At 38.5% G+C, this 12,741-nt stretch carries 14 protein-coding genes; 3 read left to right on the top strand and 11 right to left on the bottom strand.

What is annotated here, in order from left to right; all coding sequences use genetic code 11:
- Positions 1–5: 5 nt before the first annotated feature.
- A complete protein-coding gene (locus ACTJKN_RS14010) occupies positions 6–536 on the bottom strand; it encodes a hypothetical protein (RefSeq protein WP_440825850.1) in 531 nt (176 codons plus the stop codon).
- Between the two features lie 92 nt (positions 537–628).
- On the opposite strand from ACTJKN_RS14010, the gene ACTJKN_RS14005 reads away from it, so the two are divergent.
- Positions 629–982, top strand: a complete 354-nt coding sequence (locus ACTJKN_RS14005) for a HesB/IscA family protein (RefSeq protein ID WP_057931114.1) — start codon at positions 629–631, stop codon at positions 980–982.
- Between the two features lie 102 nt (positions 983–1,084).
- Complete coding sequence (locus ACTJKN_RS14000; RefSeq protein WP_167296587.1) at positions 1,085–2,314, top strand: ABC transporter permease; 1,230 nt, start codon at positions 1,085–1,087, stop codon at positions 2,312–2,314.
- A 273-nt stretch (positions 2,315–2,587) separates the two neighbouring features.
- Here ACTJKN_RS14000 and ACTJKN_RS13995 read toward each other — a convergent pair whose 3' ends face one another.
- The 5 genes from ACTJKN_RS13995 to ACTJKN_RS13975 are packed head-to-tail and all read right to left on the bottom strand — an operon-like array spanning position 2,588 to position 7,327.
- The gene (locus tag ACTJKN_RS13995) at positions 2,588–3,325 is read right to left on the bottom strand and encodes a tyrosine-protein phosphatase (protein WP_440825848.1); all 738 of its coding nucleotides are present in this window, start codon (positions 3,323–3,325) and stop codon (positions 2,588–2,590) included.
- A 17-nt stretch (positions 3,326–3,342) separates the two neighbouring features.
- Positions 3,343–3,900 (bottom strand): hypothetical protein, encoded by a 558-nt coding sequence (locus tag ACTJKN_RS13990; protein WP_029275640.1) that lies wholly within the window; start codon positions 3,898–3,900, stop codon positions 3,343–3,345.
- Positions 3,901–4,923: a UDP-glucose 4-epimerase GalE gene (gene galE / locus ACTJKN_RS13985; RefSeq protein ID WP_230145975.1), complete on the bottom strand. Its 1,023-nt coding sequence runs from the start codon at positions 4,921–4,923 to the stop codon at positions 3,901–3,903.
- A gap of 1 nt (position 4,924) precedes the next feature.
- Positions 4,925–5,953, bottom strand: a complete 1,029-nt coding sequence (locus tag ACTJKN_RS13980; protein WP_440825846.1) for a UDP-glucuronic acid decarboxylase family protein — start codon at positions 5,951–5,953, stop codon at positions 4,925–4,927.
- Between the two features lie 60 nt (positions 5,954–6,013).
- Entirely contained in the window at positions 6,014–7,327 is a 1,314-nt protein-coding gene (locus ACTJKN_RS13975) for a UDP-glucose dehydrogenase family protein (RefSeq protein WP_440825845.1), read from the bottom strand.
- A 178-nt stretch (positions 7,328–7,505) separates the two neighbouring features.
- Here ACTJKN_RS13975 and ACTJKN_RS13970 point away from each other — a divergent pair, with 178 nt between their 5' ends.
- Positions 7,506–8,765 (top strand): 3-deoxy-D-manno-octulosonic acid transferase, encoded by a 1,260-nt coding sequence (locus ACTJKN_RS13970; RefSeq protein ID WP_440825843.1) that lies wholly within the window; start codon positions 7,506–7,508, stop codon positions 8,763–8,765.
- On the opposite strand, the gene ACTJKN_RS13965 is transcribed toward ACTJKN_RS13970, so the two are convergent.
- The 5 genes from ACTJKN_RS13965 to ACTJKN_RS13945 all read right to left on the bottom strand — a co-directional run bounded on the left by ACTJKN_RS13965 (position 8,743) and on the right by ACTJKN_RS13945 (position 12,736).
- Positions 8,743–9,249, bottom strand: coding sequence for a gluconokinase (locus ACTJKN_RS13965; RefSeq protein ID WP_440825841.1), 507 nt, complete (start codon positions 9,247–9,249; stop codon positions 8,743–8,745). The two genes, ACTJKN_RS13970 and ACTJKN_RS13965, sit on opposite strands and share 23 nt — an antisense overlap.
- Before the next feature lie 7 nt (positions 9,250–9,256).
- Entirely contained in the window at positions 9,257–10,267 is a 1,011-nt protein-coding gene (gene hemH / locus ACTJKN_RS13960; RefSeq protein WP_440825839.1) for a ferrochelatase, read from the bottom strand.
- Positions 10,268–10,605: 338 nt separating this feature from the next.
- Positions 10,606–11,280: a fatty acid desaturase gene (locus tag ACTJKN_RS13955; protein ID WP_440825837.1), complete on the bottom strand. Its 675-nt coding sequence runs from the start codon at positions 11,278–11,280 to the stop codon at positions 10,606–10,608.
- Between the two features lie 16 nt (positions 11,281–11,296).
- The gene (locus ACTJKN_RS13950) at positions 11,297–11,854 is read right to left on the bottom strand and encodes a cysteine hydrolase family protein (protein WP_440825835.1); all 558 of its coding nucleotides are present in this window, start codon (positions 11,852–11,854) and stop codon (positions 11,297–11,299) included.
- 33 nt (positions 11,855–11,887) lie between these two features.
- A complete protein-coding gene (locus tag ACTJKN_RS13945; protein ID WP_440825833.1) occupies positions 11,888–12,736 on the bottom strand; it encodes a 4-hydroxy-3-methylbut-2-enyl diphosphate reductase in 849 nt (282 codons plus the stop codon).
- Between the last annotated feature and the right edge of the window lie 5 nt (positions 12,737–12,741).

The raw sequence follows: 12,741 nt of genomic DNA, 5'->3' as shown, positions 1-12,741 counted from the left end.
CCTCATCAAAAAAGTTGGTGAATATCCTTTTTGATCAGTTCGATGGTTAAATCGTAAGGATTTTCATCAATACTGGCCATGTGCTGTAAAATTGCTTTACTCAACTCAATTCCATTTGCATCAGCAGGTAAACCTTGTACCGCATTGTTAATCATGGCAATGGTATCGTCTTTTAATTTACGAACCACATTCCAGGTTACACTATCCACATACAACTGCTGGGTAATATTATGTTGGTACTCCGAACGGATTTCGTTTAAAATACCAGCTTGCAGTGTAGCAATGGCAATTCCCTGTTGGTGCAGACGCACAAGCAAATTTGCAGGGTTAATACGATCGATAAATATGATTAAACGCTCGTGTGCCTGTAAGCGCAAAGGCAAAATATGTGCCCGGCTTTCTTTATTCAGCTCGATGGTTTTTAAGTTAAAAAAACGTTGGATATCGTTCTTTAAAATATAATAAACAGCCATTAATGCGATGAAAATGCCTGCAAATAAAATCACTATATCAACTAAAATTTGTTGGGTATTCATAAGTATTGTTTAATTACGGTAATATTAACGGACCGTTAAAAGCAAAAATGTGCATTATTATTTATATTTGTAACAGATAAAATTTAAATAACATGAGCACAACAGTTGATACAGCATTTGCACCAGTTACTTTTTCTGAAGGAGCAGCTAAGGAGTTATATAAATTAAAGGATCAGCAGGAGATCAGTGAAGATTATGGATTACGTGTTGGCGTAGAAGGTGGCGGCTGTGCCGGCATGAATTACGTTTTAGGTTTTGATCAGAAAAAAGATGGCGATCAGGAATTTTTTATAGATGGCATTAAAGTTTTTATGAACAAAGCACACCAGATGTACCTAATGGGCATGATGATCGATTGGCAGGATGGATTAAACTCCCGTGGTTTTACGTTCGTTAATCCTAACGCAACCAGCACTTGCGGCTGTGGTACGAGTTTCTCGGCATAAATAAAATATTATTGTAACATATAGTGCAGTCCCCTTGTCTAAACATCGGGACTTTTTTTATTTTTACAAGCTTTGCCCGCCAAACGCTTATCGCAATACTAAATGAATTACAGAGAAAACATCAGACTGGCATTAGAATCTATTAAAGCGAACCGCTTGCGTACTATGCTTACCGCCTTAATTATTGCCATTGGTTTAATGGCTTTGGTTGGGATTTTAACCACTCTTGATGCTGTAAAGAAAAGTATGACCGATGCTTTTAGTAGCATGGGGGCCAACTCTTTTACCATCAGAAACCGCGGTACAGGAATTAGAATTGGAAATGGCAAACGACCAAAACCTTTTAAAGCCATCCGCTACGAAGATGCCGTTAAATTTAAAGATAGTCTGAATACACCTGCTACTGTTGCCGTAAGTGTTTTTGCCAGCGGTGGTTCTACCATAAAATACGGGAGCTTAAAAACCAATCCCAACATCAATGTTCAAGGTATAGATGAAAATGGCTTAGCCTCTCAGGGATTAAATTTATCACAAGGAAGAAATTTTAGTGTTTCTGAAATACAACTCGGAAGCAACGTGTGTATTGTTGGTGGCGAAGTAGTTGAAAAATTATTTAAAGACTCCGATCCGTTAGACAAACTGATCAATGTAGGTAATAACCGTTTTAAAATTGTTGGCATATTAGAGAAAAAAGGATCGAGTATGGGCTTTAGTGGCGATAGGGCTGTTTATGTGCCTTTGCTAAAAGCCAAACAGATTAATGCCAATGCCAATCCATCTTACACCATAACGGTAATGGTGCCCAGTAATGAGATGCAGGAAAACATTATTGGCGAATCTACTGCACTATTCAGAAATATCCGCAAGGTAAAGGTGAACGAAACCAATAATTTCGAAATTACCAAGAGTGATGCTATTGCTCAGACTTTATTCGAAAACTTGGCCTTTGTGGCTATTGGTGGTGTTGCCATTGGAATTATTACCTTAATTGGAGCCTCAATCGGCCTAATGAATATCATGCTCGTTTCGGTTACTGAACGTACACGCGAAATTGGTATCCGTAAAGCCATCGGCGCAAACCCGAAGGTAATCCGCCGCCAGTTCTTAATCGAGGCCGTAGTAATCTGTTTAATGGGTGGTGCCTTGGGTATTTTCCTGGGAATAGTTTTAGGAAATCTCATCTCACTGGCCATGGGTGGCGCATTCTTAATCCCCTGGCTGTTTATTATTGGTGGTTTTGTACTATGTGTATTTGTAGGAATTCTATCTGGATATTATCCTGCTAAAAAGGCATCAAAACTAGATCCTGTAGAGGCCTTGAGGTACGAGTAGAGTTGGTTCACTAGTCATTAGTTCATTGGTCAATGGTTTATTAGTTCATGGTGAATGCTCAAAGGGCTTAATTGATAATTGTTTGAATCGGTTAACTAAAAAAGTTAGCGATTAGTCCCTACTGGATTTACTCCGCTTATAGATCCCGACCACGAAGTAGCTACAAGACAGATAAAAATACTATTTCTACTTGTAAAACAAGTTCAGAATGACGAGACTTACAATTGGCTACTTGCAAAACCAATAAACGAATGACAAATGAACTGATAAACTTTAAAGCAATGCGTTATTCAATTGAGATTGGGTAAGCAGTTGTTGCATTAAGGGCGTACTAAGACTATCTTCGAGCGCCGCAGCATGTTTTAGATGGTGCATATCGCTGCCTACAAAATCGACCATGTGGTTTTCGACCATTTCTCCGGCTACTTTTTTTGCACCAGCGCCGTAATAACCTGTTAAAGCAATACCGTTTACCTGTAACAGGCAGCCGGTTTCTCTGATCTGATGATAGCTTTCGAAAGAATTGTAATAGTAAGGATAACGCTCAGGATGAGCCAGCACCGGTTTGTATCCGGCATCCTGCATCATCTTTATAAAATCGATCAGGTTCTGAGGGGCGTTTATATAAGATAATTCAAACAAAAGGTAATTATTACCAAAAGTTAAAACCTCTTTCTGTCTGATTTTTTTCTCTAGGGTTTCATCAAGGTAATACTCGGCAGCGGCATCGACCTCCAGATCGAATTCCATTTCCTGTAAGCCTTTTCTTAACGTATCTAGGCCACGATTAATGGTATCGGGCGTATTCCGAAAATAATCGGCCATGATGTGCGGAGTGGCGATTAGCTTCTTATAACCCAAATCTTTAAATTTCTTAGCCAAAAGAAGAGAATCTTTTAACGTTTGTGCGCCATCATCAATCCCCGGAATAATGTGCGAGTGCATATCTGTGCCAATACCAGAAAAATTAAATTCGGGTGCTATTTTTTTCTTTTTAAATAATCCGAACATAATGGTAGATCATAGCTTTAACTTATCTCCTTTGGCAAATTACTTGCCTCTGCTGCACCAGCTAATTTAGAGGAATAGATTTTATCGAGCAAATTATTTAAATCTTCACTTAAATCAAACTGCAGGTCTTCGTGCAGTTTCTTGAATTTATTTATGGTTACCGCGACAGTTTTTAAGTAAAATATACTAAAAAGCATCATAAAATCGCGATAACCAAAAATTGATTTCTTATAATCAAAAGGGATGGCATTGAGGATAAATAGTTTCAGTTCTACCTCACCAACAGGATCTTTAGTCACTTTATAAAAATGATTAACCGAGGTAATCATCTTCCGAACCTTTACCAATGCCTCTTTGGCATTTAGTTTTTTCAGTTCCAGAACCTGTTCTTCCACATCGGCTTTAATCCTTTCCTTCCGATCTTCCAAATCGGTTTCATCTTCTAATAATTTATAATGAAGATGCTCTGTAAGCACTTTATCTTTAGCCACCAAACGCAGCAATAGCTTGTCTTTTTCTTTGACAGGCAATTCTGTTATAGCAGTTTTTAGATCTTTGTGCTCCGATAACTTCATTTAAAAAGGGTTAGCCTTGATGTATTTTTCCCACTCCCATGCAGAGCGCATCATCTCATTGATATCAAGATTGGCTTTCCAGCCCAGTTCTTTATTCGATTTTTGAACGTCGCCATAAATCTGAACAATATCGCCTGCCCTTCTTGGACCGATTTTATATTCAAGTTTCTCTCCGTTCACTTTTTCGAAGGCTGCAATAATTTCTAAAACTGAAGAGCCTTTACCCGTACCGATATTGAAAACATCGTAATTACCGTTAGGATTTCCTTCTTCCAGTTTCTTAATCGCCGCAACATGTGCCTTTGCCAGATCAACCACATGGATATAATCGCGGATGGCAGAACCATCAGGCGTATTGTAATCGTCTCCATAAACCGTAATCGGACCACGTTTGCCAATAGCCGATTGGGTAATGAAAGGGACAAGATTAGCAGGAACACCATTTGGTAGTTCACCGATCAAAGCGGTTTCGTGTGCACCAACCGGATTAAAATAACGTAAAGCGATTACATTTAAATCAGGTGTTACTGCAGCTGTTTCTGCTAATATTTCCTCGGCAATCTGCTTGGTATTTCCGTAAGGAGATTCGGCTTTCTGTACTGGTGCAGCCTCAGTTACGGGTAAAGTTTCTGGCTGACCATAAACGGTACAAGATGAAGAAAACACAAAATTAATCTTCCTGTTAAACGAAGTTAAAAGGTTAATTAAACCGTAAAAATTGTTTTTATAATACTTTAAGGGTTGTTCTACCGATTCGCCAACAGCTTTTGATGCTGCAAAATGGATAATTCCATCAATATCGGTATGGTTTTCTGCAAATTCCTGAACTGCTCTATCATCCTGTAGATCGATTTCATGAAAATCGAACCATTTGCCAGTGATGGCATGAAGCTGGGTTAAAATTTTGATGTTAGAGTTAGAAAGGTTATCAACAATTACGACTTCGTATCCTGCGTTATGTAACTCTACTGCTGTGTGAGAACCTATGTATCCTGTTCCACCAGTAACTAATATTTTTGCCATTTTAACGGTTAAATGTGGTAAAATCTTTATGATCTATCTTCTCCAAAGCCTCTGCAGGCAATGATTTAAAATATTCGTATGTAATCTTCAATCCTTCGGCACGGCCTACTTTCGGCTCCCATCCCAATATCTCTCTTGCTTTAGTAATATCAGGTCTCCGCTGTTTAGGATCATCCTGCGGAAGTTCTTTATAAACAATTTTCTGTGTGGTGCCCGTAAGTTTGATAATTTCCTCACAGAACTGCTTGATGGTGATTTCATCCGGATTACCAATGTTTACCGGCTGCGCATAATCGCTCATCAATAAACGGTAAATTCCTTCAATCAGGTCATCAACATAACAGAAAGAACGTGTCTGACTTCCATCCCCAAAGATAGTTAAATCTTCACCTCTTAAAGCCTGTCCGATAAAAGCAGGTAAAACACGGCCATCATTGAGGCGCATTCTAGGCCCATAAGTATTAAAAATCCTCACGATCCTCGTTTCTACACCATGAAAAGTATGGTAGGCCATGGTTATAGCTTCCTGAAAACGTTTGGCCTCATCATAAACACCACGTGGACCAACCGGATTTACATTACCCCAATATTCCTCTGGCTGAGGATTCACATTCGGATCGCCATATACTTCAGAAGTTGAAGCAATCAGCATCCTTGCATTTTTATTTCTGGCAAGGCCTAGAAGATTATGGGTACCCAACGAACCTACTTTAAGTGTCTGAATTGGGATTTTAAGATAATCGATCGGACTTGCAGGTGAAGCAAAGTGTAAAATGTAATGAAGTTTACCTGGAATATGTACAAATTTGGAAACATCGTGGTTATAAAACTCGAAATTCTCCAGCTTGAACAGATGTTCGATATTTGCCATATCGCCTGTAATCAGGTTATCCATTCCGATAACGTGATAACCCTCTTTCACAAAACGATCACAAAGGTGCGAACCTAAAAATCCCGCTGCCCCTGTAATCAATATTCTCTTTCTACCCCCTAAATCCCCTGAAGGGGACTTTTCCTTTCTTTCGTTCATATTCTTTTTTTTAAAAACGCCCTTAAACTGCACATTGTGCTTAGTCTCCCCTTCAGGGGGCTAGGGGGTTAATAGTTTTCTACCTATGCTGTTATAATAATAGCCAAGATCGATCATTTTTTGCAAATCGTATAAATTTCGACCGTCGAAAACCACTTTATTTTTTAAGATGTTGTCGATTTTCTCAAAATCAGGGTTACGGAAAACCGACCATTCTGTTGCAATTAACAGTGCGTCAGCACCTTCTAAAGCTTCGTATTGGTTTTTAGCATAGTTTACCTGATCGCCAATAATGTTTTTAACATTTGTCATTGCCTCTGGATCGAACACGGTAACGGTTGCGCCGTTCTTAACCAGCGCATCAATAATATACAAGGCCGGTGCCTCGCGGATATCGTCAGTTTCTGGTTTAAAAGCAAGTCCCCAAAGTGCAAAATGTTTGCCTTTGATATCGCCTTTGTAATATTTAATCACCTTATCAACCAGAATTGTTTTTTGTCTTTCATTAACCTCCATTACCGATTTCAGGATCTGAAAATCGTAGGCATAATCATCAGATGATTTTACTAGTGCCTGAACATCTTTTGGGAAACATGAACCGCCGTAACCTACCCCTGGAAAAAGGAAACGTTTACCGATACGATCATCAGAACCTATGCCCCTTCTTACCGAATCAACATCAGCACCTACGAGTTCGCAAAGGTTGGCAACCTCGTTCATGAAGGTGATTTTGGTGGCAAGGAAAGAGTTTGCCGCATATTTAGTCAATTCAGAAGAGCGCTCATCCATAAAAAGAATTGGGTTCCCCTGCCGTACATAAGGACCGTATAATTCAGCCATCAGCTTTTTCGCCCTTTCGCTTTTAGTTCCTAAAACCACGCGATCAGGTTTCATAAAATCATCAACCGCTACACCCTCCCTTAAAAATTCAGGATTGGATACCACATCTACTTCAATCGAAGTATTTTCGGCAAAAACAGCCTTTACTTTATCGGCCGTTCCAACCGGAACAGTTGATTTATTTACGATGACCTTATACTCGGTAATCAGTTTTGAAATATCCTTTGCAGCGCCTAAAATATAAGAAAGATCAGCAGCTCCATCTCCACCCGGAGGCGTTGGCAAAGCCATAAAAATAATCTGCGCATCTTTTACAGCATCTGCAAGATTTGTTGTAAAAGTCAACCTTTCCTGTTCTATATTTCTATGGAACAAAAGATCTAAACCAGGCTCGTAAATCGGTACTTCGCCAGCCTGCATCTGCTTTACTTTCGCTTCATTAATGTCAACACATATTACATCATTTCCTGTTTCTGCTAAACAGGTTCCGGTAACTAAACCTACGTATCCGGTACCAATAACGGCTATCTTCATCTGTTATAATTTTATTAAACAATATTAAATTGTTTTTTATCGGTTTTAATGAGCTCGTAAGCTCGATACTTTTAGCTGCTTTTGAGTAATCATGACCTGTCTATTTATTGTATTGAATGATAGGCCAATAGCGACGACTCCATATATTTTTAAGCTTTTTAAATATATTCGTTTTATCTTGGCACGAAGATATGAAATTACACTAATGCTTTTGCTTTACATAATCGGAATTCGGCTTTACACTTTGCTTATCAGGATATTTTCATTATTCGATCCTAAGGCTAAACTGTTTATAAATGGCCGTAAAAACATCTATACACAAATTGCTCAGAAAATTAATCCGAGTGAAAAACATATATGGTTTCATTTTGCCTCTTTGGGCGAATTTGAACAGGGCCGACCGGTTTTAGAAAAACTAAAATCGCTTTATCCAGCTAAAAAAATCGTAGTTACTTTTTTCTCCCCTTCGGGATACGAAATCCGGAAAAATTATGCACTGGCAGATGTATTTTATCTCCCCATTGATACCGCGGCCAATGCCAAACGTTTTATAACAAGCATTAATCCCGAAATGGCCATTTTTACCAAATACGAATTTTGGCATTTCTATTTTAAGGAATTAAAAGATCGGGGCATCCCTTTGTATGTGATTTCTGGCATTTTTAGAGAAAGCCAGGCATTTTTTAAATGGTATGGTGGTTTTTACCGCAATATCTTAAAATCTGTTACTTATTTTTTTGTGCAGAATGAAGAAAGTAAAAATCTTTTAAAATCGATCGGGTTAAATAATGTTACCATAAATGGCGATACCCGTTTCGACCGTGTTTACGAAAATGCGCAATCGCCCAAACAGCTTAGCCTGATCGAAAGCTTTATCGGTAACTCCCCTACATTAGTTTGTGGAAGTACCTGGCCTGAAGATGAAAAAATATTATCGGCTTTACCTGAAAAATATCCCAGCTGGAAATTTATTATCGCGCCACACGAGATCCACGAAAGCCATATCGAAAGTATCGGGAAGCAGTTTCCTGTTGGCAGTGTGCGGTTTTCCGTTCTCAATTCGTCTAATCAAACGCCAAACGCCGAACACCAAACGCTTATCGTAGACAACATCGGCATGCTTTCTTCTCTATATCAATACGGAAATGTAGCCTATATTGGTGGCGGTTTTGGAACGGGAATACACAACACTTTAGAAGCTGCAGCGTTTGGTTTGCCTGTAATTTTCGGCCCGAAATATGATAAATTTCAGGAAGCCAAAGATCTAATTGCCATAGGTGCAGCCAAAAGCATTTCTACTGTTGAGGAATTAATTGGTGCTTTTGAGGATTTTGCCCGAAATGAAGATGCCGCAGCGCAAGCCAAAAGATATGTTACAGATAAAAAAGGGGCAACCGATCAGATTATTTCGATGATTACGAAATCAGATCAGCCTTAGCAATTTCTTCCACAATCTGGGGAATACCCTGATCAATTGAAACCGTTATCACATCTTGCTCATTAGCCTGAGGCTCTTCCAATGTTTCAAACTGGCTTTTTAATAAACTAGAAGGCATATACTGATGAGATCGCTTAGCAATCCGATCGTGGATTAAATCGAAATTGCCTTTTAAATAAACAAAGCAGATTGATGTATTATCTGTTCTCAACAAATCGCGGTAAGATTTTTTCAATGCAGAACAGGCAATAATGCATGTCGATCCATGAGCCACATGTTCACGGCCAACTTTTGCAATCAATTGCAGCCAATCTAAACGATCAGCATCTGTTAACGGAATTCCTGCAGCCATTTTATCTACATTACGTTGCGAATGCAGGTTATCGCCATCTATAAATTCAGCATTTATTCTCGGGGCCAAAGCTTTACCAACTACTGTTTTACCACTTCCCGAAACGCCCATTAAAATAATAAAGCTCGCCATATTTAAACTATTTAACCATTCCGGCCAGAGCCTCGATAAATACAGGACTATCGTTTAAACTTTCTACCAACTGAACATGTTCACCACCCAAAGCCTTAAACTCTTCGTGATACTCTACCGTGATTTCGTAAAGCGTTTCTAAACAATCTGCAACGAACGCAGGGCTAAAAACCAAAAGACGTTTTTTGCCTTCGCCAGCTAATTTCTTCAGCACATCGGTAGTATAGGGTTGTACCCACGGCTCTTTCCCTAAGCGCGATTGGAAACAAACGGTATATTGATCTTTTGATAGATTTAATTCTTTGGCAATTAATCTGGCCGTATTGTGTCCTTGTGCAGAATAACAGAACTTATTGGTATCGTTTAATGTCTGGCAGCAATCGTCGCTTTTCAAACAGTAACTTCCAGTATGATCGCACTTTAACAATTGACGCTCAGGTAAGCCATGGAAGCTGAACAATACGTGATCGTAGCTTTCTACATGATGTTTTTTGGCATTTTCTGCAAAAACTTTAATCATCAATTCATTATCATGGAATGAATTAACAAATGATATAGGCGGAACCGTTGGCCATTTGCTCACCAGCTCCATTACCAGTTGCATTACCGAACCAGTACTGGCAGAAGCATATTGAGGAAACATCGGGATAACCTGAATGCTCTCTACCAAACCGGCTTTTAAATTGGCTAACGCCGATGCAACAGATGGGCTTTGGTAGCGCATGGCCAGCTCTACATGATAGTCGTCTCCCAATCTTTCTTGCAGCATTTTAGCCTGTAACCGGCTGTAATACAATAGCGGTGAACCATTTTCGTTCCAGATTTCTTTATACAACTTTGCTGTTTTAGGGCTACGGAAAGGAACAATAATACCTTTAACCAATAACGTCCTGTTCAACTTAGGGATATCGATTACCCGCTCGTCCATTAAAAATTGATCTAAGTATTTTTTAACATCTGCCGTTGCCGGACTATCAGGTGTTCCTAAATTTACCAGTAAAATTCCCTTTTTGCTCATCTATAAAGAATATGTTTCGTGGCGCAAATATCGTCTTTTTATTGTTTTTCCCCTATGCTTAAAATGTGATTGCAAACATTTTTTAGTCAAAAAGTATTATTTCATACTTCCACAAGCTATCGAGCAATAGCCTGTGAAATTCATAAGCGTGCTGTTAGATGTTACTATCTGGCAATTCGAACAAGTAAAATATTAGTAGGAAATACTTAGTGCCGGATGGTAACATCCAGCACCACGGATAGCGTGCTATCAGATGTTACCCTCTGGCAATTGAACAAGTAAAATATTATTGGAAATTAGCCAGTGTCGGATGGTAACAGCTGACGGCACGACCATCACTATCGCTTCATTTTATGCAGTTGCCACCACGGCATACCTGGTTTTTGGTGATGTTCTAAATGATAGCCAAAAAAGTAACAGGTAATGAAGGCAACAAAATGATTTTTCTGTAAGGTAGAAGAATGATATTCATTATCGTGCTCTCCCTTATGCGGCAAATAGGTTCCGAAATAAAATAGCTGAAAAGTGCTTAGTAAGGATGGCAATACCCAAAACAACAGCAGATTCTTTTCATCAATCCAGATTTTCAATACATTATAAGCTATCGCCATAATTACCAATTGAATTATCGTGACATAATTTAGCATGAAACGGAAATACCACTTCCAAAAGCCATGTGGTGCAAAATCCGGATCGTTTTCGGTATGCACATGACTGTGGTGCTGGTGATGTTTCGCATACAAACGGTTATAAAAAAAGCCTGCGTAGAGAAAAACGGAAAGATAGCCAATAAAATTATTTGTTTTTTGGTTCGGCGATATCGTTCCGTGCATAGCATCGTGGGCAGTAATAAACAAACCAGTGTACAAATGCATCTGAACAACAATCATTAAATAAACCAAAGGATTGCTCCAGGCAAAATTCCATGTAAACAAGAAATAAAGAGAAACAAACCAACAGACAATTACGGTTAACGCAACCAGAATTCCGGTATGTGGATTTATAGTTTTCAATTTATAGTTTGTTAAGCTAATAACCTTTATTTTTAACTAAACAAAGTAGTAGATCCTTAGTTTTTGCTACTTGAATTTTAAAGTTTGTTGGCGTCATTTCACTCCAGATCCAATTGTAATGTTCAATTACTTTTGGAGCATTTAAATGAGGTCTGTTTGCTGTGGTATGCGCATCTTCAACTACAGTTACGTTATAATCTTTACTAACAGCCGATTTCACAGTCGCATCGATACAAAAATCGGTAGCGCAGCCCGTTATAAACAACTCCATAATGTTATTTTTGGCTAGAATATGATGTAAATCTGTATTATAAAATGCGTCGTTAGCTGATTTTGAGACTATATAATCAGCAGGACTGGTGATCAATTCTGGCAAGAGCTCCCAATCAGCAGTATTTGGCAAAAAGATGTTTTCTTTTGTACCATCATGTTGGATAAACATTACTTTATCATTATTGGCCCTGAAATAATCTGATAGTTTATTTATTCTCTCAATTACCCCTAAAGTATCGTAACGCAAAGTATAAGGTTTAAAACTGCCAACTTGCATATCTATAATTAATAATGCTTTCATTTAAATAACAAATATTAATTGATAGTTTTGCAGTTAATATTTTTCCAAAGCGGCTTTAACCTTTTCCATTAGCCACATCGGTGTAGATGTAGCACCGCAGATACCAACTTTATCGTTTTCGTTAAACCAAGTTTGATTTAACTCTTCAACATTCGAAATGAAATAAGAATTATCGTTATGTTTTTTACAAACATCGTACAGCACTTTTCCGTTAGAAGATTTCTTGCCTGATACGAAAATGATTTTATCATAATGACTTACAAAATCTTCCAGCTCTTCGTAACGGTTAGATACTTGCCTGCAAATGGTATCGTTGGCCTTAACTTCATAACCACGGCTCAATAATTCATCTTTAATGTGATAGAATTTATCGGTGCTTTTAGTGGTTTGGCTATATAGGGTAAATTTAGCAGGCAATTCTACATTATCCAGTTCGGCCAGATCCTGAAAAACAATTGCCTTACCATCTGTTTGACCTTGTAATCCGATTACCTCGGCGTGCCCGTGCTTACCAAAAATAAGTACCTGCTCATCATCATCATGTGAATTTTTTATCCTGTTCTGTAATTTCAGCACAACAGGGCATGAAGCATCTATTAGAGTCAGGTTATTTTCTAAAGCCAGTTGATAGGTTGAGGGCGCCTCACCATGGGCTCTGATTAAAACTTTTTCGTCTCTTAAGTTTTTTAATACTTCGTGATCGATGATTTTTAATCCCCGATTGGTTAATCGTTCTACTTCTTCATCGTTATGTACAATATCGCCAAGGCAATATAAATAACCTTCGTTATCCAGAATATCTTCGGCCATTTCTATGGCATATACTACGCCAAAGCAAAAGCCTGATGATTTATCGATGTTGACCTGTAAGTTGTAACCCATTGCGA

Origin of the sequence: Pedobacter sp. 22163 (assembly GCF_052045595.1) — a bacterium.
Lineage (GTDB): Bacteria > Bacteroidota > Bacteroidia > Sphingobacteriales > Sphingobacteriaceae > Pedobacter.
The sequence above is the reverse complement of the archived record's forward strand: the minus strand, read 5'-3'. Positions and strand labels throughout refer to the sequence as shown.

Coding starts and splice junctions, on each gene's coding strand:
- ACTJKN_RS14010 (WP_440825850.1), bottom strand. CDS start 536: ATGAATACCCAACAAATTTTAGTTGATATAGTGATTTTATTTGCAGGC.
- ACTJKN_RS14005 (WP_057931114.1), top strand. CDS start 629: ATGAGCACAACAGTTGATACAGCATTTGCACCAGTTACTTTTTCTGAA.
- ACTJKN_RS14000 (WP_167296587.1), top strand. CDS start 1,085: ATGAATTACAGAGAAAACATCAGACTGGCATTAGAATCTATTAAAGCG.
- ACTJKN_RS13995 (WP_440825848.1), bottom strand. CDS start 3,325: ATGTTCGGATTATTTAAAAAGAAAAAAATAGCACCCGAATTTAATTTT.
- ACTJKN_RS13990 (WP_029275640.1), bottom strand. CDS start 3,900: ATGAAGTTATCGGAGCACAAAGATCTAAAAACTGCTATAACAGAATTG.
- galE (WP_230145975.1), bottom strand. CDS start 4,923: ATGGCAAAAATATTAGTTACTGGTGGAACAGGATACATAGGTTCTCAC.
- ACTJKN_RS13980 (WP_440825846.1), bottom strand. CDS start 5,953: ATGAACGAAAGAAAGGAAAAGTCCCCTTCAGGGGATTTAGGGGGTAGA.
- ACTJKN_RS13975 (WP_440825845.1), bottom strand. CDS start 7,327: ATGAAGATAGCCGTTATTGGTACCGGATACGTAGGTTTAGTTACCGGA.
- ACTJKN_RS13965 (WP_440825841.1), bottom strand. CDS start 9,249: ATGGCGAGCTTTATTATTTTAATGGGCGTTTCGGGAAGTGGTAAAACA.
- hemH (WP_440825839.1), bottom strand. CDS start 10,267: ATGAGCAAAAAGGGAATTTTACTGGTAAATTTAGGAACACCTGATAGT.
- ACTJKN_RS13950 (WP_440825835.1), bottom strand. CDS start 11,854: ATGAAAGCATTATTAATTATAGATATGCAAGTTGGCAGTTTTAAACCT.
- ACTJKN_RS13945 (WP_440825833.1), bottom strand. CDS start 12,736: ATGGGTTACAACTTACAGGTCAACATCGATAAATCATCAGGCTTTTGC.